Annotated in this window: 18 protein-coding genes; 15 read left to right on the top strand and 3 right to left on the bottom strand. The window is 42.0% G+C overall.

Features of this window, described 5'->3' with window-relative positions; all coding sequences use genetic code 11:
• Window positions 1-12: 12 nt before the first annotated feature.
• From DWZ47_RS03850 to DWZ47_RS03860, 3 genes are all read right to left on the bottom strand, one after another.
• A complete protein-coding gene (locus tag DWZ47_RS03850) occupies window positions 13-759 on the bottom strand; it encodes a TolC family protein (protein WP_004300382.1) in 747 nt (248 codons plus the stop codon).
• 137 nt (window positions 760-896) lie between these two features.
• Complete coding sequence (locus tag DWZ47_RS03855; protein ID WP_004300383.1) at window positions 897-2,168, bottom strand: BamA/TamA family outer membrane protein; 1,272 nt, start codon at window positions 2,166-2,168, stop codon at window positions 897-899.
• A gap of 107 nt (window positions 2,169-2,275) precedes the next feature.
• A complete protein-coding gene (locus DWZ47_RS03860) occupies window positions 2,276-3,286 on the bottom strand; it encodes an acyltransferase family protein (protein WP_004326956.1) in 1,011 nt (336 codons plus the stop codon).
• A gap of 213 nt (window positions 3,287-3,499) precedes the next feature.
• On the opposite strand from DWZ47_RS03860, the gene DWZ47_RS03865 reads away from it, so the two are divergent.
• The 15 genes from DWZ47_RS03865 to DWZ47_RS03940 all read left to right on the top strand — a co-directional run bounded on the left by DWZ47_RS03865 (window position 3,500) and on the right by DWZ47_RS03940 (window position 19,501).
• A complete protein-coding gene (locus DWZ47_RS03865; protein WP_004326957.1) occupies window positions 3,500-4,894 on the top strand; it encodes a C1 family peptidase in 1,395 nt (464 codons plus the stop codon).
• A gap of 172 nt (window positions 4,895-5,066) precedes the next feature.
• Window positions 5,067-6,416 carry a Na(+)-translocating NADH-quinone reductase subunit A gene (locus DWZ47_RS03870; RefSeq protein ID WP_004326958.1) on the top strand — a complete coding sequence of 450 codons (1,350 nt, stop codon included), beginning with the start codon at window positions 5,067-5,069 and terminating at the stop codon, window positions 6,414-6,416.
• Between the two features lie 133 nt (window positions 6,417-6,549).
• Window positions 6,550-7,722: an NADH:ubiquinone reductase (Na(+)-transporting) subunit B gene (locus DWZ47_RS03875; protein ID WP_004300387.1), complete on the top strand. Its 1,173-nt coding sequence runs from the start codon at window positions 6,550-6,552 to the stop codon at window positions 7,720-7,722.
• Between the two features lie 13 nt (window positions 7,723-7,735).
• Complete coding sequence (locus tag DWZ47_RS03880) at window positions 7,736-8,410, top strand: Na(+)-translocating NADH-quinone reductase subunit C (RefSeq protein WP_004300388.1); 675 nt, start codon at window positions 7,736-7,738, stop codon at window positions 8,408-8,410.
• Window positions 8,411-8,431: 21 nt separating this feature from the next.
• Window positions 8,432-9,073 carry an NADH:ubiquinone reductase (Na(+)-transporting) subunit D gene (locus DWZ47_RS03885; protein WP_004300389.1) on the top strand — a complete coding sequence of 214 codons (642 nt, stop codon included), beginning with the start codon at window positions 8,432-8,434 and terminating at the stop codon, window positions 9,071-9,073.
• A gap of 110 nt (window positions 9,074-9,183) precedes the next feature.
• Entirely contained in the window at window positions 9,184-9,810 is a 627-nt protein-coding gene (gene nqrE / locus DWZ47_RS03890) for an NADH:ubiquinone reductase (Na(+)-transporting) subunit E (protein ID WP_004306319.1), read from the top strand.
• Window positions 9,811-9,828: 18 nt separating this feature from the next.
• Window positions 9,829-11,103 carry an NADH:ubiquinone reductase (Na(+)-transporting) subunit F gene (nqrF, locus tag DWZ47_RS03895; protein ID WP_074557185.1) on the top strand — a complete coding sequence of 425 codons (1,275 nt, stop codon included), beginning with the start codon at window positions 9,829-9,831 and terminating at the stop codon, window positions 11,101-11,103.
• 250 nt (window positions 11,104-11,353) lie between these two features.
• Complete coding sequence (locus DWZ47_RS03905; RefSeq protein ID WP_004306317.1) at window positions 11,354-11,533, top strand: hypothetical protein; 180 nt, start codon at window positions 11,354-11,356, stop codon at window positions 11,531-11,533.
• Between the two features lie 46 nt (window positions 11,534-11,579).
• Window positions 11,580-12,914, top strand: a complete 1,335-nt coding sequence (locus tag DWZ47_RS03910; RefSeq protein WP_117512351.1) for a DEAD/DEAH box helicase — start codon at window positions 11,580-11,582, stop codon at window positions 12,912-12,914.
• 205 nt (window positions 12,915-13,119) lie between these two features.
• Window positions 13,120-14,187 carry a 3-phosphoserine/phosphohydroxythreonine transaminase gene (gene serC, locus DWZ47_RS03915; RefSeq protein ID WP_004300395.1) on the top strand — a complete coding sequence of 356 codons (1,068 nt, stop codon included), beginning with the start codon at window positions 13,120-13,122 and terminating at the stop codon, window positions 14,185-14,187.
• Window positions 14,188-14,286: 99 nt separating this feature from the next.
• Window positions 14,287-15,207, top strand: a complete 921-nt coding sequence (locus tag DWZ47_RS03920; protein WP_004300396.1) for an NAD(P)-dependent oxidoreductase — start codon at window positions 14,287-14,289, stop codon at window positions 15,205-15,207.
• A 162-nt stretch (window positions 15,208-15,369) separates the two neighbouring features.
• Window positions 15,370-16,617: a DUF1015 domain-containing protein gene (locus DWZ47_RS03925; protein ID WP_004311623.1), complete on the top strand. Its 1,248-nt coding sequence runs from the start codon at window positions 15,370-15,372 to the stop codon at window positions 16,615-16,617.
• 255 nt (window positions 16,618-16,872) lie between these two features.
• Window positions 16,873-17,490, top strand: a complete 618-nt coding sequence (locus DWZ47_RS03930; RefSeq protein WP_004300400.1) for an IMPACT family protein — start codon at window positions 16,873-16,875, stop codon at window positions 17,488-17,490.
• 96 nt (window positions 17,491-17,586) lie between these two features.
• On the top strand, window positions 17,587-18,336 hold the full coding sequence (locus DWZ47_RS03935; protein ID WP_004300401.1) for a C39 family peptidase: 750 nt from the start codon (window positions 17,587-17,589) through the stop codon (window positions 18,334-18,336).
• Window positions 18,337-18,415: 79 nt separating this feature from the next.
• On the top strand, window positions 18,416-19,501 hold the full coding sequence (locus DWZ47_RS03940; protein ID WP_004300402.1) for an HpaII family restriction endonuclease: 1,086 nt from the start codon (window positions 18,416-18,418) through the stop codon (window positions 19,499-19,501).
• Window positions 19,502-19,644: the final 143 nt, after the last annotated feature.

Below are 19,644 nucleotides of genomic sequence, written 5' to 3' on the forward strand. Positions count from 1 at the left end.
ATCTTAGTTTTTTTATTTTCTTATGATGGGAGTACGTGAAATAACCTCAAGTATCATTAAGCTCTTTGTCAATTCAAACTTGCTATTCTCATATGCCTCACGTGCAGTTGACTGCCTTTCTTTATCTACGGCCAAGTCGGAAGATTCTATGGTTCCGTTGGCAAAATTCTTTTCAGAAATTTCATATTGCACATTAGCAAGTACCAAACTTTCACTTCTCATTTTAAGTACTCTTATCTGTGAGGTAGCCATCGCATACATCTCAATAATATTCTTCTTGATTTCGTCGTACTTCACTTCCCGTTCCAATTCTGCACTGCGTAATGTGAGCCTTTGCCGGCTGATTTTACCCTTGAGGTCGAATAGGTCGTCTAAGGGGATGCTTAGACCGGCACCTACTGTGTAGCCATTTTGTGCCTGGGTGGAGTAGGTGAGGTATGGGGCGAGTGCCACGTCCGTATAGGTGGACTCATTGCCGAACATTCCGTATTGATAGCTTCCCCGTAGACTGAAGAAACCCAGAAATGACCATTTCTCTTTTTGGAGTAATTTGCGCTCGATTCTCGCCTTTACGTCCGCCATCTCATAAATGGGGCTGTTCTTGGCATTTTCGAATAAAACGGATAGAGGGGGAAGTACTATTTTAGTATAATCTTCTTCACTTAGTTGAGAATAGTCAGACACTTCTTGTGCAACTACACGAGTGGTAGAGACGAACAGAAGTAATAACCCCGAAAAAAAACATATAAATTGCTTCATAAAAAAATCCTATTATTTGCTCTTGCTGTGTTATAGCTTGCGCAAATATAAGGATTAATTTCATTTATGTGCAGTCTTTTATTATCTATTTTACAATCTTTCTTGTAATTTGTGCACAATTTGTCGCGTAAATGGCGTCAAAAGGCTTCTGTCATGTTGAAGTAGAACAAATTCTGCTTGTTCACCATGTCTCTGCCGAAGTCAAGGCGTACATTCATACGGGGTTGAACTTCAACGCGTAACCCTAATCCGAGGTTGGGAAGCACACCTTCTATCTTGCCTGGAGTGGGTCCCATGAATCCGCATCCTCCCCAGGCTACATATCCTATATGACTTAACATCTTTTTTACCCAAGTGCTTTTGTCCGTATTTATCATCTGGCGGTATTCGGCCATCATGACATGCGAGGACTTGTCGCGAAACTGTCCCATGTAGTAACCGCGAAGATCGAAGGGGGTCCCGCTAAGTACATATTTTGTTAGGGGTACATCTCCGAATGCGTTTTTGCTTTGCACTGTCCAGGCTATCACTTTGCGGCGTCCTACTGTTTTGTATTGGCGGTAGTCGATTTCCAAACGGTAAAAGTTATTATCGCTGCCGAATACCTTGTTATACATCATTCCCCGAAAGTCGAGGTAGGTTCCGCTATATGCATTTGCAGGAATATCACGTGTGTCATACGTCAGCAGGAAACCAAGTCCGGAACTGAAATTTTTGTATCCGTGTTCTGTTCCTCCTGCCGCTATATATGAGGGCTCATTAACCATTCCGGCAGCCGGTTTGGTAATTTTATCATAGTTCAAATCGACTTGGGGACCTGCAAAAATATTGCTTTCTCCCAGACGGAACAGGAACCAGGGGTTTACTTGGATGCCGCTATAACGGTATTCACTGGTATCTTCTCCACGTTCATAATCTTTATTAGTGGAATATCCGATGCCATAAAAATTTTCGATTGTATTTTTATATGAGAAAGTTCCGAAGATACGGAAGCGGTCGCCTTTAAAAAAGAGCTGTGGTTTTGTCATCAGGTTCAAGCCGCCTTTGAACATCAAGGCAATGGCCATCGGCACTACCGAACGTCGTTGGGTGGTATCACTCGGATTCATCCGGAATGTCATCAGTGCGCTACCGCCCACCAGTAAACCAAAATCCGGCGTATAACTGGGACCACCCAATATGTTATAGTGTAAATTCCGGTTTGCCACGCGCTGGCGACGCAGCTCGCGCTTTGAAAGGACAGGAATGGTATCTGACGGGATGTCTTCAATATCTGTAGGAGTAGTATCACTGATAGAAGTTGTAGACCTTTGCAGTTCATCGCTCTTTACTGCCGTACTATCAGCCGCGGCTGACATCATATTGATGGATGGAAGCATCATCAATATTCCTATTATATATTTCTTCATAATTTCTCTGTGAGGAATTCGACTGCAAAGAAAACTCTTTTATTTTGATTAGTTTTGAAGTTCTTAGATAATAAATCTAAAAAAGTCATTCTAAGGGCAAATAAAGGCTATTTTGGTATGCGGATTTTTCCTAACAGTAGAGGGATATGCTTCTTGCAGAATATAATGAGTGGATAATTGATTGCTGTAATAAGTAGACTTATAATAAAGGCTATGAATGTAGAGTAGGTAATATTATCGATATGCAGGTATTTTTCTATAGCAAAATTGAATACACCTATGAACATCCAATGTATACCTAAAATAACCATTGTGCCTATTGATACATTATAATTTATGGTGGATGTAATTTGGTTGAGTATAAATCCGATTCCAAGAATCATACAGCTTCCGGTGAATCCCAGGAGGTGGAAATTTACTATTTCGGGCAGTGTTGTATAGTTACTGGTGTATCCCATCGAAAAAAATGTGGCAAATGAAACAATGGATAAAATCAGCCAGATGATACTTTGATGCAAGGAATTTGCGATGTTTTTTATCTTTGTCCGTTTCAATGCTTGTCCGGTAAAAAAGAATATTTGCAATGCAAAAAAACTATGTGTAGCATAGGTACCATAGATGGAGTGTTGGTTGAGCCAATAACAAATGAGTATGGAGACTAGGCTGCTGATACCTGCCGTCAACCAGTATATTGATTGTTTTTTTTGTATAGTGTAGGAATATATTTTTATCATAAACAGGCAATATATAAACCATGTGGGGCCGTTAATGGGGTCTGACGACAGTGATTGAATGAGGGGTTGTATGATACTATTGTGTATATTGATGACTTGATGAGGTACTATAAGTTCTCTAACAAACCAATACGGGTAAAATATGAATTGATAGATGAGATAGGGGAGCAGCAAAGTCTTGAGATCCTTATATAATTCTTCTTTTATTGTTCCTTTAGGGTTGTATAAGTAACCGGATATAAGAAAGAAAAGTGGCATGTGAAAGGAATAGATGATCGTGTGCGTCTCTGATTGCATTGGTACATGTCCCCAAATAACTAGAAATATAGCTATTGACTTACTCCAGTCAATCCAATTATATCGTACTGATTTTGCGCTTGTCATTTTGTTGTGTTTTAATTTTGTGTGCAAATATACGATTATTTATTCTATCTGCAGGTTTTTCTACAATAAGTTATTATTGTTTGCTAAAAAACATTATTCGTTTTTTAGGAGTTTGTTTGCATATATCTAAGAATTCAACAACCTTTGCAAAAGAGTAATATGTTTTATCTATTATAAGAAGGTGAAATATGACAACATTTTAATATCAAATCAATGAATAAACAGATTTTATCAATTTTTGTTTTATGTGCTTTTTCTTATTCTACACAAGCGCAAGAAGTGAAAGGAGGCATCAGCGACTCCATGATGCAACAAATCAAGCAGAGTTACGCAAACACTCCTACTGACAAGGCTATCCGCAACGCTATCGGTAGCAACGACATTCGTAAACTGGCTCTCAATCAGGATAACCTGAAAGGGATGGACACACATTTCTCCATCAAAGTGCCTTCCAAAGGTATCACCGATCAGAAATCTTCCGGCCGTTGCTGGCTTTTCACAGGTTTGAATGTGATGCGTGCCAAAGCGATCGCCAAGCATAACCTCGGTTCTTTCGAATTTTCGCAAACTTATCCTTTCTTCTTCGATCAGCTGGAGAAAGCTAATCTCTTTCTGCAAGGTATTATCGACACCAGCAGTAAGCCGATGGATGATAAAATGGTGGAATGGCTCTTCCGCAATCCTTTGAGTGACGGTGGAACATTTACCGGTGTAGCCGATATTGTCAGTAAATACGGGCTTGTTCCCAAAGATGTGATGCCGGAAACCAACAGTAGTGAAAATACCTCCCGTATGGCAGGCCTGATCGCCCTGAAACTTCGTGAACAGGGGCTTCAACTCCGTGATCTCGCTGCGCAAGGTGCCAAGCCTGCTGCCCTTGAGAAAACAAAAACAGAGATGTTGAGCACCATCTACCGCATGTTAGTGTTGAATCTCGGTGTTCCTCCTACTGAATTTACCTGGACTGAATATAACGCTAAGGGTGAGCCTGTGTCTACCGAAACTTACACTCCGCTTTCTTTCCTGAAAAAGTATGGTGACGAAAAACTGATTGATAATTATGTCATGTTAATGAACGATCCGAGCCGTGAATATTATAAGTGTTATGAGATAGACTACGACCGCCACCGTTACGACGGCAAAAACTGGACTTATGTCAATCTTCCCATCGAGGATATCAAAGAAATGGCTATTTCTTCTCTCAAGGATAGCACGATGATGTATTTTTCTTGCGATGTAGGTAAGTTCCTAAACTCTGACCGTGGTCTGCTGGATGTCAAAAACTACGACTACGAATCTCTTATGGGTACTTCTTTTGGCATGAACAAGAAGCAACGTATCCAAAGTTTTGCCAGTGGCTCCAGTCACGCCATGACTCTTATGGCCGTCGATCTTGACAAAAATGGAAAACCGACGAAATGGATGGTTGAAAATAGTTGGGGACCCGCCGCCGGTTATCAGGGTTATCTCATTATGACAGATGATTGGTTTAACGAATATATGTTCCGCCTAGTAGTAGAAACGAAATATGCATCGAAAAAAGCTCTCGAGGTGTTGAAACAGAAGCCTATCCGACTTCCTGCTTGGGATCCTATGTTTGCTGAATAGTTCTTTTTCTTTGCTTCTGTCTTTTGTTCCGGAACAAAAGATAAAAGATTACGTGCACGAACACGAAAGGAATTACGGATATTTTTCCGTAATTCCTTTCTTTTTTCCTCCCGAATCCCAATCTTATTTATTACTTTTGCGGCAAATTTATGAAACCATTATTTTATATAGCATGGCAAATGTAATAAAGTTACGTAAAGGCCTTGACATAAACCTGAAAGGAAAAGCTGCTGAAACGTACGCAACAGTAAAAGAACCGGGATTCTACGCACTTGTACCCGATGACTTTCCTGGAGTGACGCCTAAGGTAGTTGTGAAAGAGCAGGAATATGTAATGGCTGGTGGACCCTTGTTTATCGACAAGTATCATCCTGAAGTGAAATTTGTTTCGCCGGTGAGCGGCGTGGTGACGAGTGTAGAACGTGGTGCTCGTCGTAAGGTATTGAACATCGTAGTAGAAGCTGCTGCAGAGCAGGACTATGAAGATTTTGGGAAAAAGAATGTTGCTTCGATGGATGCTGAAGCTGTGAAATCCGCTCTGTTGGAAGCTGGACTTTTCGCGTTTATCAAACAGCGTCCTTATGACATCATTGCAGATCCGACGGTAACCCCGAAAGGAATCTTCATCTCCGCATTCGATACCAATCCATTGGCTCCGGATTTCGAGTTCGCCCTCAAAGGCGAAGAAGCAAACTTCCAGACAGGGCTTGATGCTCTTGCCAAACTGGCAAAAACCTACCTGAACATCAGTGTGAAACAGAACGCTGCCGCACTGACACAGGCTAAGAACGTTACAATCACCGCATTCGACGGACCGAACCCTGCAGGTAATGTAGGCGTTCAGATCAACCACCTCGACCCCGTATCCAAGGGCGAAACGGTATGGACTATTGATCCGCAAGCCGTAATCTTCATCGGTCGCCTCTTCAATACAGGCCATGTAGATTTCACCCGTACAGTAGCTGTGACAGGTTCCGAAGTGTTGAAACCTGCATACTGCAAACTACAGGTAGGCGCATTGCTCACCAACGTGTTTGCCGGCAATGTAACAAAAGACAAAGATTTACGCTACATCAGCGGTAACGTGCTGACAGGAAAGCAAGTATCCCCGAACGGATTCTTGGGCGCATTCCATAGCCAACTGACTGTTATCCCCGAAGGTGACGACATTCACGAAATGCTTGGATGGATCATGCCACGCTTCAACCAGTTCAGTGCCAATCGTTCTTATTTCAGCTGGTTGATGGGTAAGAAGGAATATACGTTGGATGCCCGTATCAAAGGTGGCGAACGTCACATGATTATGTCGGGTGAATACGATAGAGTATTCCCAATGGACATTCTGCCCGAATATCTGATTAAAGCAATTATCGCCGGTGACATCGACCGTATGGAAGCACTCGGCATCTACGAAGTAGCTCCCGAAGACTTCGCCCTTTGCGAATTCGTCTGCTCTTCAAAGATGGAACTGCAACGCATCGTTCGTGCCGGACTCGATATGCTCCGTTCAGAAATGGCGTAATCGAATAAGAGATTAAATAATAAAAATTAAAATAAGCGATAGTTGAAATCTTGCGAAACGGCTCTCTGTGGATACAGCATAAACCCAGCACAGCCAATTTTCAACTCTCAACTTTCAATTTTCAATTAAATAAATGAAAGCGTTAAGAAATTATCTCGATAAGATAAAGCCGAACTTTGAGGAGGGCGGCAAATTCCACGCATTCCAGTCGGTGTTTGACGGCTTCGAAACATTCCTGTTCGTGCCCAGCAAGACTGCGAAAACGGGAACGCACATACATGACGCAATCGATAGCAAGCGCATCATGTCGATTGTGGTTATTTCGTTAATACCGGCTTTGCTGTTCGGTATGTACAACGTAGGTTACCAGCATTTCACTCACACAGGTGCTACTGGCAGCTTCATCGAAATGTTTATCTACGGATTCCTGGCAGTACTGCCTAAAATAATCGTATCATACGTAGTAGGTCTTGGCATTGAGTTCGTCGTAGCTCAATGGAAGAAAGAAGAAATCCAGGAAGGATTCCTTGTTTCCGGTATCTTGATCCCGATGATCGTTCCGGTAGACTGTCCGTTGTGGATTCTTGCCGTAGCTACTGCATTCTCTGTTATCTTCGCAAAAGAAGTATTCGGTGGTACAGGTATGAACGTATTCAACGTTGCGTTGATTACTCGTGCATTCCTGTTCTTCGCATACCCGACCAAGATGTCCGGTGATGCCGTTTGGGTGTCAGGCGACAGCATCTTCGGTTTAGGACAAAGCGTAGACGGACTCACCGTTGCCACTCCGCTGGGACAAGCTGCTACATCAGGCAGTGTGCCTGCATTCAACATGGATATGATTACAGGTCTGATTCCGGGTTCTATCGGTGAAACCAGCGTAATCGCCATCCTGATTGGTGCCGTTATCCTGCTTTGGACAGGTGTTGCAAGCTGGAAGACAATGATTTCCGTATTCGTAGGTGGCGCATTCATGGCATGGGTATTCAACTCAATCGGCATGGAAAACAACACAATGGCTCAAATGCCTTGGTACGAACACCTCGTTCTTGGTGGTTTCTGCTTCGGTGCCGTATTTATGGCTACTGACCCTGTGACTTCCGCACGTACAGAAAGAGGTAAATATATCTTCGGATTCCTGATCGGTGTGATGGCTATCGTTATCCGCGTATTGAATCCGGGTTATCCGGAAGGTATGATGCTTGCCATCCTGTTGATGAACATCTTCGCTCCGCTGATTGACTACTGTGTAGTACAAAGCAATATCAGCCGTCGCGAGAAACGCACTATCAAGTCTAACCAATAAATACCGAAAGAAAATGAATACGAATAGTAATAGTTATACTATCATTTATGCTTCGGTAATGGTTATTATCGTAGCATTCCTGCTGGCATTCGTTAGTTCTTCACTGAAATCTACACAAGACAAGAATGTGCAGTTGGACACTAAGAAACAAATCCTCGCTGCATTGAACATTAAGAATGTGGAAGATGCGGATGCTGAATATCAGAAATATGTGAAAGGGGATATGCTGATGAACGTAGACGGTACGCTGACCGAAAATACGGGCGAATTTGCTACCAACTACGAGAAAGAAGCAAAAGAACAACAACGTCTGCACGTGTTTGTATGCGAAGTGGACGGTCAGACTAAATACGTAGTTCCTGTATACGGTGCCGGTCTTTGGGGCGCTATCTGGGGATACGTTGCACTGAACGAAGATAAAGATACCGTTTACGGTACTTACTTCTCACACGCTAGTGAAACTCCGGGTCTGGGTGCTGAAATTGCAACCGAACATTTCCAAAATGAATTTGTAGGTAAGAAGACTTTGGAAAATGGAGCTATCACTTTGGGAGTCGTAAAAAATGGCAAGGTAGAGAAACCTGATTACCAAGTGGATGGTATCTCCGGTGGTACAATCACTTCAGTAGGTGTAGATGCCATGTTGAAGTCTTGCCTGAATAGTTACTTGAGTTTTTTAACTAAATAATAAGGAGGAGAAAGATAGAATATGGGACAACTGTTTTCAAAGAAAAATAAAGAAGTATTCTCTGCTCCGCTGGGAATTGATAATCCGGTAACCGTACAGGTGCTCGGTATCTGTTCTGCACTTGCTGTTACCGCAAAGCTGGAGCCTGCCATCGTGATGGGACTTTCAGTAACGGTGATTACTGCATTTGCCAACGTTGTTATTTCACTGTTGCGTAAGACTATTCCTAACCGCATCCGCATCATCGTCCAGTTGGTTGTGGTAGCTGCTTTGGTAACTATCGTAAGTGAAATCCTGAAAGCGTTTGCTTACGACGTAAGCGTACAGCTCTCTGTTTATGTAGGTTTGATTATCACCAACTGTATCTTGATGGGACGTCTGGAAGCATTTGCCATGCAGAACGGTCCTTGGGAGTCTTTCTTGGATGGTGTAGGTAATGGTTTAGGCTATGCCAAGATTTTGATTATCGTTGCTTTCTTCCGCGAACTGTTTGGCTCGGGAACATTGCTTGGTTTCAATATCCTGAATTATGAACCGATTCAAAATATCGGATACGTAAACAACGGCTTGATGTTGATGCCGCCGATGGCATTGATTATCGTAGCATGCATTATCTGGTATCAACGTGCACGTCATAAAGAATTGCAAGAACAAAGTAATTAATTATTTCTGATTTCTGAATTATGATTTATGTCTAGCTTTATAGTCATAGTCGCATGATAAGTCTGCTGAATCATAAATTATAAATCATAAATCATAAATCAAAAAGAATTATGGAACATTTATTAAGTTTATTCGTCCGCTCTATCTTTGTGGACAACATGATATTCGCATTCTTCTTGGGTATGTGTTCATACCTGGCTGTTTCGAAGAATGTGAAGACTGCCGTAGGACTGGGTATCGCCGTGACTTTCGTGTTGCTGGTGACGCTTCCGGTCAACTACCTGTTGCAAACTAAGGTGCTGGCTGCCAATGCTATCATTGAAGGTGTCGACCTTAGCTTCTTGAGTTTTATTCTTTTCATTGCCGTAATTGCCGGTATCGTGCAATTGGTGGAGATGGTGGTAGAACGTTTCACTCCGTCACTGTACGCTTCGCTGGGTATCTTCCTGCCTTTGATTGCCGTTAACTGTGCAATCATGGGTGCCTCTCTGTTTATGCAACAACGTATTAACGTTGGTCCGAGTGATCCGAAATACATTGGTGATATTTGGGATGCCCTCTCTTATGCATTGGGTTCCGGTATCGGTTGGTTGCTGGCTATCGTAGGTCTGGCTGCTATCCGCGAGAAAATGGCTTACTCTGACGTACCTGCTCCGTTGAAGGGCTTGGGTATCACATTTATCACAGTAGGTCTGATGGCAATTGCGTTTATGTGTTTCTCTGGTTTGAACATCTAAAAAGAAAGGAATAAGACAATGGATATGAATTTAATATTAGCGAGCATTGGGGTATTCCTTGTGGTTATTCTGTTGCTTGTTGTAATCTTGTTGGTTGCCAAGAATTTCTTGGTGCCATCAGGAGACGTAAAACTGACAATCAACGGTGAAAAGGAATTGGAAGTGGCTTCCGGTTCTACTTTGCTCAATACGCTGTCTGTAAACGGAGTATTCCTGTCATCTGCTTGTGGTGGTAAGGGTTCTTGCGGACAGTGCAAATGCCAGGTGCTCGAAGGTGGTGGAGAAATCCTGCCTTCCGAAGCTCCTCACTTCAGCCGTAAACAACAACAAGACCACTGGCGTCTGGGCTGTCAGGTGAAAGTGAAAAATGATATGTCTATCAAGATCGACGAATCTATTCTGGGCGTAAAAGAGTGGGAGTGCGAAGTAATCTCCAACAAGAACGTGGCAACATTTATCAAAGAGTTCATCGTTGCTCTGCCTAAAGGCGAACACATGGACTTTATCCCGGGTTCTTACGCACAGATTAAGATTCCTAAATTCTCAATGGACTATGACAAGGACATTGATAAGAGCTTGATTGGTGATGAATATCTTCCTGCATGGGAGAAATTCGGTTTGCTGGGTCTGAAGTGTAAGAACGACGAGGAAACAATCCGTGCTTACTCTATGGCCAACTATCCTGCCGAAGGTGACCGTATCATGCTGACAGTACGTATCGCTACTCCGCCGTTCAAACCGAAAGAACAAGGTCCTGGATTTATGGACGTAATGCCGGGTATCGCTTCTTCTTATATCTTTACTCTGAAACCGGGTGACAAGGTAATAATGAGCGGTCCTTACGGAGACTTCCACCCAATCTTCGATTCTAAGAAGGAAATGATGTGGATTGGTGGTGGTGCCGGTATGGCTCCGTTGCGTGCGCAAATCATGCACTTGACCAAGACATTGCATACTACTGACCGTAAGATGTCTTACTTCTACGGTGCCCGTGCGCTGAACGAAGTGTTCTATCTGGAAGATTTCCTGCAAATCGAAAAGGACTTCCCGAATTTCACTTTCCATTTGGCTCTCGACCGTCCGGACCCTGCTGCTGATGCTGCAGGTGTGAAGTACACTCCGGGATTCGTTCACAACGTAATTTACGAAACTTACCTGAAGAATCACGAAGCTCCTGAAGATATTGAATACTACATGTGTGGTCCTGGTCCGATGTCGAAAGCTGTTGAGAAGATGCTCGACGATCTTGGCGTTCCGGCACAGAACCTGATGTTCGACAACTTCGGAGGATAATTCGCAGAAGAGAACAAACCGGTCGGAACAATGACTGGAAAGGTTACATAAACACAGAGCGGGAAATCTGAAAAGCAGTAATGCTTCTTCGATTTCCCGCTTTTTTTTACTATTATCTCATAATGTCTTTCCGTTATGGTTTGTATCTATTTTATGTCTGTTTTAAAGATAGTTCTCCTTTTTTATCCGTACTTATCTATTATATTCGTATATTTGGCTACACAATAGAATTATTAAAGTACAATAGGTTATGGAATATCATCGTATATCTTTTATTCACAATGATACAGAGTATTCATTTGTCAAAGCTATGAGTTCAAGTTTAACGGGATATGCCTTGGTGACAGCTTGTAGGGCAGAAGTAACCATTTACATGAAAGAGAATAATCTGAAAGGTTATTATATATTGACCGGCATGGCTAAAGTTTGATTGCATTTTTATCTCCGTACTCTTTCCTTTTTGTATCTTTGCCCCCATGTTAGAGAAAAATGAAATTATACAGTCGGCTCTCCGCAATTTGAAGATTGAGGAGCTGAATCCGATGCAGGAAGCATCACTTGAACAAGCTACCGGAAGAAAAGACGTTATACTGTTGTCACCGACAGGATCGGGCAAGACATTGGCTTATCTGTTACCTTTACTCCTTACTCTAAAACCGAACGATGACAGCGTGCAGGTTTTGATTCTCGTTCCTTCGCGTGAGCTGGCCTTACAGATAGATTCTGTATTCAAAGCAATGGGGACTTCCTGGAAAACCTGCTGTTGTTACGGTGGGCATCCTATCGCCGAAGAAAAGAAAAGTATATTGGGCAATCATCCTGCTATCATCATTGGTACTCCGGGACGTATCACCGACCATCTGTCTAAAGGAAATTTCAATCCCGAAACCATTGAAACTTTAATTATCGACGAGTTCGACAAATCGTTGGAGTTTGGTTTCCACGATGAAATGGCAGAGATTATCACCCAGCTTCCGGGATTAAAAAAACGTATGTTGCTTTCAGCTACCGATGCCGAAGAGATTCCCGAATTTACAGGATTGAACCGCACAGTTAAGTTGAACTTCCTTTCGGACGATTCTGAAGAACAAGAGTCGCGCTTGAAATTGATGAAGGTGCTTTCGCCTTCCAAAGATAAGATTGATACTTTATATAACCTGCTTTGTACATTGGGGAGCAGTTCGAGCATTGTGTTTTGTAATCATCGGGATGCGGTGGACCGTGTACATCAGTTATTGGCGGATAAAAAACTACTCGCAGAACGTTTTCATGGTGGTATGGAACAGCCGGACCGTGAACGTGCGCTTTACAAGTTCCGTAATGGCAGTTGTCATGTATTGATTTCTACCGATCTGGCTGCCCGTGGACTGGATATTCCGGAAGTCGGACATATCATCCATTATCATTTGCCGGTCAATGAAGAAGCCTTTACGCACCGCAACGGACGAACAGCACGTTGGGATGCGACCGGAACGTCTTATCTGATTCTTCATGCCGAAGAGAAACTTCCTTCTTATATTCTGGAAGAAATGGAGATAGTAGTGTTGCCTGAAAACCCTCCCCGGCCTCCGAAATCGGTCTGGGCTACCATTTATATAGGTAAAGGAAAAAAGGAGAAACTTAGCCGGATAGATATTGCCGGATTCTTATATAAAAAAGGAAATCTGACCCGCGAAGATGTCGGAGCGATTGACGTCAAAGAACATTATGCTTTTGTCGCTGTTCGCCAGGCTAAGGTGAAGCAACTCTTGAATCTGATTCAGGGGGAGAAAATCAAAGGAATGAAGACTATTATAGAAGAAGCGAAGTAAAGATCTTTTCTGTAAGATACCTTACTTGACATCTATGGATAACAAAATGGTGTATATATCCTGTATAAACCAATAAAAAGAAAGGAAAATCTGCTTTAAAACAGTATTTTTATAAGGAAAGATTTGTGCGGCGGAAATAAATTCGTAAATTCGCAAGGTCAAAAGACAAAAGTAACGAAATTGTTAAACCAAAAACAAACTTCAAATGAAAAAGCATAATTTCAATGCAGGACCTTCCATTCTTCCGCGTGAGGTGATAGAGGATACAGCGAAGGCTATTTTAGATTTCAACGGCTCTGGTCTCTCTTTGATGGAAATCAGCCACCGCGCCAAAGACTTCCAACCTGTGGTTGACGAAGCAGAGGCATTATTCAAGGAATTACTCAATATCCCCGAAGGCTATTCGGTACTGTTCCTGGGTGGAGGTGCTAGTATGGAGTTCTGCATGGTTCCTTATAACTTCCTCGAAAAAAAAGCTGCTTACCTAAACACCGGTGTATGGGCAAAGAAAGCTATGAAAGAAGCTAAAGGGTTTGGTGAAGTTGTAGAAGTTGCTTCCTCTGCTGAAGCTACATATACTTATATCCCCAAAGATTATACAATCCCGACAGACGCAGATTATTTCCACATCACGACTAACAACACAATTTACGGTACAGAATTGAAGAAAGACCTCGATTCTCCGGTTCCGATGGTTGCCGATATGTCTTCTGATATTTTCTCACGTCCGATCGACGTTTCTAAATATATCTGTATTTATGGTGGTGCACAAAAGAATCTGGCTCCTGCTGGTGTTACATTCGTTATCGTTAAGAATGACGCATTGGGTAAGGTTTCCCGTTACATTCCAACGATGTTGAATTATCAGACTCATGTTGACAGTGGCTCTATGTTTAACACTCCTCCTGTTGTACCTATTTATGCAGCATTGCAGACGCTTCGCTGGATCAAAGCACAGGGTGGTGTGAAAGAAATGGAACGTCGTGCCATTGAAAAAGCGGATATGTTGTATGCTGAAATCGACCGTAACAAAATGTTCGTGGGTACTGCTGCCAAAGAAGACCGTTCACGTATGAACATCTGTTTCGTGATGGCTCCCGAATACAAAGACTTCGAAGCTGACTTCTTGAAGTTTGCTACTGAAAGAGGTATGGTAGGTATCAAGGGACACCGTTCTGTAGGTGGTTTCCGTGCATCTTGCTACAATGCTCTGCCGAAAGAAAGCGTACAAGCTTTGATTGATTGTATGCAGGAATTTGAAAAACTTCATTAATAATATTTTCACCACAGATTATACAGACGGACGCAGATTTTTTTTATTCTGTGAGAATCTGGGTAATCTGTGGTGAGTCTTTATAAACAGAATTAGATTATGAAAATACTTGTAGCTACTGATAAACCGTTTGCTAAAGTTGCAGTAGACGGTATCCGTAAAGAAATAGAAGCAGCCGGATACGAGTTTGCTTTACTTGAGAAATATACAGAAAAAGCCCAGTTACTGGATGCAGTGAAAGATGCTAATGCCATCATTATCCGTAGTGATATTGTTGATGCAGAGGTGCTTGATGCTGCTAAAGAATTGAAAATCGTAGTTCGCGCCGGTGCAGGATACGATAATGTGGACCTGGCTGCTGCCACAGCTCACAATGTATGCGTGATGAACACTCCGGGACAGAATTCTAATGCTGTTGCCGAACTTGCTTTGGGTATGATGGTATATGCTGTCCGTAACTTCTATAACGGAACTTCCGGTACAGAATTGATGGGCAAGAAATTGGGTATTCATGCTTATGGAAACGTAGGCCGCAATGTAGCTCGTGTTGCCAAAGGTTTCGGAATGGAAGTGTATGCTTATGATGCATTCTGCCCGAAAGAAGTAATCGAAAAAGATGGTGTGAAAGCACTTGATTCTGCAGAAGAATTGTACAAGACTTGCCAGGTGGTATCTCTTCATATTCCGGCAACTGCCGAAACAAAGAACTCTATCAATTATGCTCTGTTGAAAGATATGCCGAAAGGTGCTATGTTGGTAAACACTGCCCGTAAGGAAGTGATTAACGAAGCAGAACTAATCAAACTGATGGAAGAGCGTGCAGACTTCAAATATATCACAGATATTATGCCTGCTGCTAACGCAGAGTTTGCAGAAAAGTTTGCCGGACGTTATTTCTCAACTCCTAAGAAGATGGGTGCTCAAACTGCCGAAGCAAATATCAATGCCGGTATTGCTGCTGCTCAACAAATTGTGGGCTTCTTGAAAGATGGTTGCGAGAAATTTAGAGTAAACAAGTAAGATTCTGAATAAGTCTGCCGGATTTTTCAGGATAACTATGGTAGTATCTGAATAAAAACAATCCGTTGCAGAATGTCTTTTTTAGAAATAAGTAGTATATTTGAGCCACAGATTTTCAAGAAGTCTGTGGCTTTAATTTTTTACATATAAAATACTAATATCATGGCAATAATCAAACCTTTCAAGGGCATTCGTCCTCCGCAAAACCTCGTAGAACAGGTCGCTTCACGTCCTTATGATGTACTGAACTCTGAAGAAGCCCGCGCAGAAGCGGAAGGTAACGAAAAGTCTCTTTATCATATTATTAAACCGGAAATAGATTTCCCTGTTGGTATGGATGAACACGACGAACGGGTGTATGCTAAAGCTGCCGAGAATTTCCAACTGTTTCAGGACAAAGGCTGGTTGGTGCAGGATAATAAGGAAAACTATTATATCTATGCCCAGACGATGAACGGGAAAACGCAATACGGATTGGTGGTCGGTGCTTATGTTCCCGATTATATGAATGGTATTATCAAAAAGCATGAGCTTACCCGTCGTGACAAGGAAGAGGATCGTATGAAACATGTACGTGTGAACAACGCAAACATTGAGCCTGTTTTCTTTGCTTATCCTGATAATGAGAAGCTGGATGTTATTATAAAGAAATATACAGCAAACAAGCCGGTTTATGACTTTATCGCTCCGGGTGATGGCTTTGGACATACTTTCTGGATTGTCGACCAGGATGCAGATATTGCTACCATTACTGCCGAATTTGCTAAAATGCCTGCTCTTTATATTGCTGACGGGCATCACCGTTCTGCCGCTGCTGCATTGGTGGGAGCAGAGAAAGCAAAGCAAAATCCGAATCATCGTGGTGATGAAGAATATAATTACTTCATGGCTGTTTGCTTCCCTGCAAACCAGCTAACCATCATCGATTATAATCGTGTAGTGAAAGATCTCAATGGTTTGACTCCCGAGCAATTCCTGGCTGCACTTGATAAAAACTTTATAGTAGAAGAGAAGGGTGCGGATATCTATAAACCATCCGGCTTACATAATTTTTCACTCTATTTGGGTGGTAAATGGTACAGCTTGACTGCTAAGGCCGGTACGTATAATGATAACGACCCTATTGGTGTGCTTGATGTTACAATCTCTTCCAACTTGATTTTGGATGAAGTTTTAGGTATAAAGGATCTGCGTTCTGATAAACGTATTGATTTTGTCGGTGGTATCCGTGGATTGGGAGAGCTCAAGAAGCGTGTGGATAGCGGTGAAATGAAAGTGGCTTTGGCTCTCTATCCCGTATCTATGAAACAGTTGATGGATATTGCAGATACAGGCAATATTATGCCGCCGAAGACTACTTGGTTTGAACCGAAACTTCGTTCGGGACTGGTGATTCATAAGTTAGATTAAAAAATATCTGTAAGATGATGCGAAAATCATTGTTGATAGGGACTATATCAGTAGATGTGACGCTTGATTGATGTAGAAAAAATAGTGACGGGATATGCCCGGGATAGTGACGGTATCGTTGTGGTATACCGTCACTATTTTTATTGGATAGCGTCACTATTTTTAATTCCCCCAACTGCCTATCATCGATAAGTGGAACATTAATATTTCCAAATGATAGATTGACTTTTCTCATTAAAGCCGTATCTTTGCAACATGACTGCTGAAGATACTTATAAAACCATCATTGAGCCTTCCGAAGGTATTTATACGGAAAAACGAAGCAAGTTCATTGCTATAGCCCTTCCTGTGCGTACTCTCGATGAGATAAAGATGCATCTTGAAACGTATCAGAAAAAGTATTATGATGCACGGCATGTATGCTATGCTTATATGTTGGGAGCTGCGCGAAAGGATTTCCGTGCCAATGACAACGGAGAACCTTCCGGAACAGCGGGTAAACCTATTCTCGGACAGATAAACTCGAATGAACTGACGGATATACTGATTATAGTAGTTCGTTATTTTGGAGGAATCAAGTTGGGGACAAGTGGATTGATTGTTGCTTACAAGGCCGCTGCTGCCGAAGCGATTGCTGCCGCTACTATTATAGAAAAGACGGTAGATGAGGATGTGACGGTAATGTTTGAATATCCTTTTATGAATGATGTCATGCGCATTGTGAAAGAAGAGGAACCGGAGATTCTTAATCAGTCGTATGACATGGATTGTAGCATGACATTGCGGATTCGTCGTTCGATGATGCCTAAGTTGCGTGCACGTTTGGAGAAGGTGGAGACAGCGCGGATTCTTGATGATGAGAATATTTTGTAGGTAAAGTATTAGAAGTAGTAATAGAGATAGAGAGTGGATTGCATGATAAATAAATGTCACATAATTTTTAGTCTGTTTTTAAGTTCCTTTGTATGGATGAGCGTTCAGGCGCAAGCACAAATACAGGAAACTCAAAAACTGGCTCCTAATAATATTCCTGTTCCGTGGTATTCGCAGAAAATCGCGGGATGCCCTTACTCGCATTGCTCTCTGGCTTCTTCGTTAATGGTCTTTGATTATTTTAAGGGAATGACGGCTGATACACAACGTACAGCCCAGGATGCAGAAAAGAAACTGATTGAATATCAGCGGAACTACTTTCTGAAAAAACGTGCTCCTTTCCGTCGCCGTACTTCAATAGGGCAGGGAGGATATTATTCTTTTGAGATTGATTCGTTGACACGTTATTATGAAAACATGATAAGTGCCGAACATTTCCAGCAGAAAGATTATCGGATATTGAAAGATTATATTGATCGTGGCATTCCTGTGCTTGTAAATGTGAGATATACAGGTGCAGTTCGTGGTTTGCGTCCTGGTCCGAGAGGGCACTGGATGGTGCTTCGTGGCATTGATGATAAACATGTGTGGGTGAATGATCCCGGACGTTCGCCGGAGATGCGGACTAAAGGAGAAAACATCTGTTATCCCATTAAGAAACAGCCGGGTAACCCTTCCTATTTTGATGGTTGTTGGACGGGACGATTTATCATAGTCACTCCCAGAGAATGGATACGAAACTCCCTGTTTGCACAGGTAGGCAAGCTCCCTCCATTGGAGGAGGTGACTCATATAGTTCCTCCGGTTGTGTCGTCTGTAACCTTACCGCAGGTTATCAATCAGTAGAAGCAACTCATAGTTAGGAAAATTCAGTAGTAGAATTAAGATAGAACATTTGTAGTAAAATAAAGAAGAACAAAAATATATGGCATTTGAAGCAACCAAAAAAGAATGGTGCGAACTCTATTCTTTCTTTCGTCTCTTAGCAGATGGAAAAGTAGTGTTAGGCACAGCAGAAGCAAAGGCGGGAGATACATTTTGGCCTGTTGCAATGATTCAACGGGAAGAACATGATGGAACACGTCAATATTATATTGAAGAAGATACGATTCGTATAGAAGGAGAGAATGGGAGTAAGTCCATGCCTCGTGAAGATTTTGGTATTGTAGCTGATCTGATATTACAGGCTGTGAAATCTTCGTCGGAAAATGATGTTGTTTCTCCGGAAGGAGTAGAAGAGTTTTTAGACGAAGCTGCAATTTTCGATTTGGAAGCAAAAACAGAAGATCGCACAGATTTTTCCATTGCATTTTGGCATCCGAAAGCTCCGTTAAGAGGTTTCAATGTCCGTTCACGGTTGGGCGTAATGAATCCGTTGTTGGACGGAGGACGTGCAGCGAATCTTAAACTGGAACAGAGTGGAGTCAAATTTGCCACTCCAACAGTGAATAAAATCAATGCTTTGCCTGAATCTCCGAATGAAGTTGCCGAACGGATGATGATGATCGAACGTTTGGGGGGCGTACTTAAATACGCTGATGTAGCCGACCGCGTATTCCGCAGTAATCTTTTGATGATTGATCTGCATTTTCCACGTGTACTGACAGAAATGGTTCGTATCATGCATTTGGATGGTATCTCCCGTATTAGTGAGTTGACGGAAGTTATTAAACAAATGAATCCGTTGAAGATTAAAGATGAACTAATCAATAAGCATAAGTTCTATGAATTCAAGATGAAGCAGTTCTTGATGGCATTAGTATTGGGAATGCGTCCTGCAAAGATTTACAATGGATTGGATTCGGCAGTGGAAGGTATTCTATTGGTGGATGGAAATGGAGAAGTGCTCTGTTATCATAAATCGGAAAAGCAAATAATGGAGGATTTTTTGTTTTTAAATACCCGTTTAGAAAAAGGATCTTTAGAGAAAGACAAATACGGGTTCCTGGAGAGAGAGAATGGAGTCTATTATTTCAAACTGAATGCAAAGATTGGGCTGGTCAAACGGTAGAAAAGTATAATGTATTGATGCAGTTAAACTAATAATGATGTCATACTTATATAAAATACTTGTTATCCATGAAAATAAATGAAGTTTTAGAGGTTCTTCGTCAAATTTGGTGGTACTTCTTCTATTGTGAATAAATAATCTTC

It is taken from the genome of Bacteroides sp. AF32-8BH (genome assembly GCF_003435205.1).
GTDB classification, from domain to species: Bacteria; Bacteroidota; Bacteroidia; order Bacteroidales; family Bacteroidaceae; genus Bacteroides; species Bacteroides ovatus.

Coding starts and splice junctions, on each gene's coding strand:
- DWZ47_RS03860 (WP_004326956.1), bottom strand. CDS start 3,286: ATGACAAGCGCAAAATCAGTACGATATAATTGGATTGACTGGAGTAAG.
- DWZ47_RS03865 (WP_004326957.1), top strand. CDS start 3,500: ATGAATAAACAGATTTTATCAATTTTTGTTTTATGTGCTTTTTCTTAT.
- DWZ47_RS03850 (WP_004300382.1), bottom strand. CDS start 759: ATGAAGCAATTTATATGTTTTTTTTCGGGGTTATTACTTCTGTTCGTC.
- DWZ47_RS03880 (WP_004300388.1), top strand. CDS start 7,736: ATGAATACGAATAGTAATAGTTATACTATCATTTATGCTTCGGTAATG.
- DWZ47_RS03870 (WP_004326958.1), top strand. CDS start 5,067: ATGGCAAATGTAATAAAGTTACGTAAAGGCCTTGACATAAACCTGAAA.
- DWZ47_RS03855 (WP_004300383.1), bottom strand. CDS start 2,168: ATGAAGAAATATATAATAGGAATATTGATGATGCTTCCATCCATCAAT.
- nqrF (WP_074557185.1), top strand. CDS start 9,829: ATGGATATGAATTTAATATTAGCGAGCATTGGGGTATTCCTTGTGGTT.
- DWZ47_RS03925 (WP_004311623.1), top strand. CDS start 15,370: ATGGCAATAATCAAACCTTTCAAGGGCATTCGTCCTCCGCAAAACCTC.
- DWZ47_RS03905 (WP_004306317.1), top strand. CDS start 11,354: ATGGAATATCATCGTATATCTTTTATTCACAATGATACAGAGTATTCA.
- DWZ47_RS03940 (WP_004300402.1), top strand. CDS start 18,416: ATGGCATTTGAAGCAACCAAAAAAGAATGGTGCGAACTCTATTCTTTC.
- DWZ47_RS03910 (WP_117512351.1), top strand. CDS start 11,580: ATGTTAGAGAAAAATGAAATTATACAGTCGGCTCTCCGCAATTTGAAG.
- serC (WP_004300395.1), top strand. CDS start 13,120: ATGAAAAAGCATAATTTCAATGCAGGACCTTCCATTCTTCCGCGTGAG.
- DWZ47_RS03875 (WP_004300387.1), top strand. CDS start 6,550: ATGAAAGCGTTAAGAAATTATCTCGATAAGATAAAGCCGAACTTTGAG.
- DWZ47_RS03935 (WP_004300401.1), top strand. CDS start 17,587: ATGAGCGTTCAGGCGCAAGCACAAATACAGGAAACTCAAAAACTGGCT.
- DWZ47_RS03920 (WP_004300396.1), top strand. CDS start 14,287: ATGAAAATACTTGTAGCTACTGATAAACCGTTTGCTAAAGTTGCAGTA.
- nqrE (WP_004306319.1), top strand. CDS start 9,184: ATGGAACATTTATTAAGTTTATTCGTCCGCTCTATCTTTGTGGACAAC.
- DWZ47_RS03885 (WP_004300389.1), top strand. CDS start 8,432: ATGGGACAACTGTTTTCAAAGAAAAATAAAGAAGTATTCTCTGCTCCG.
- DWZ47_RS03930 (WP_004300400.1), top strand. CDS start 16,873: ATGACTGCTGAAGATACTTATAAAACCATCATTGAGCCTTCCGAAGGT.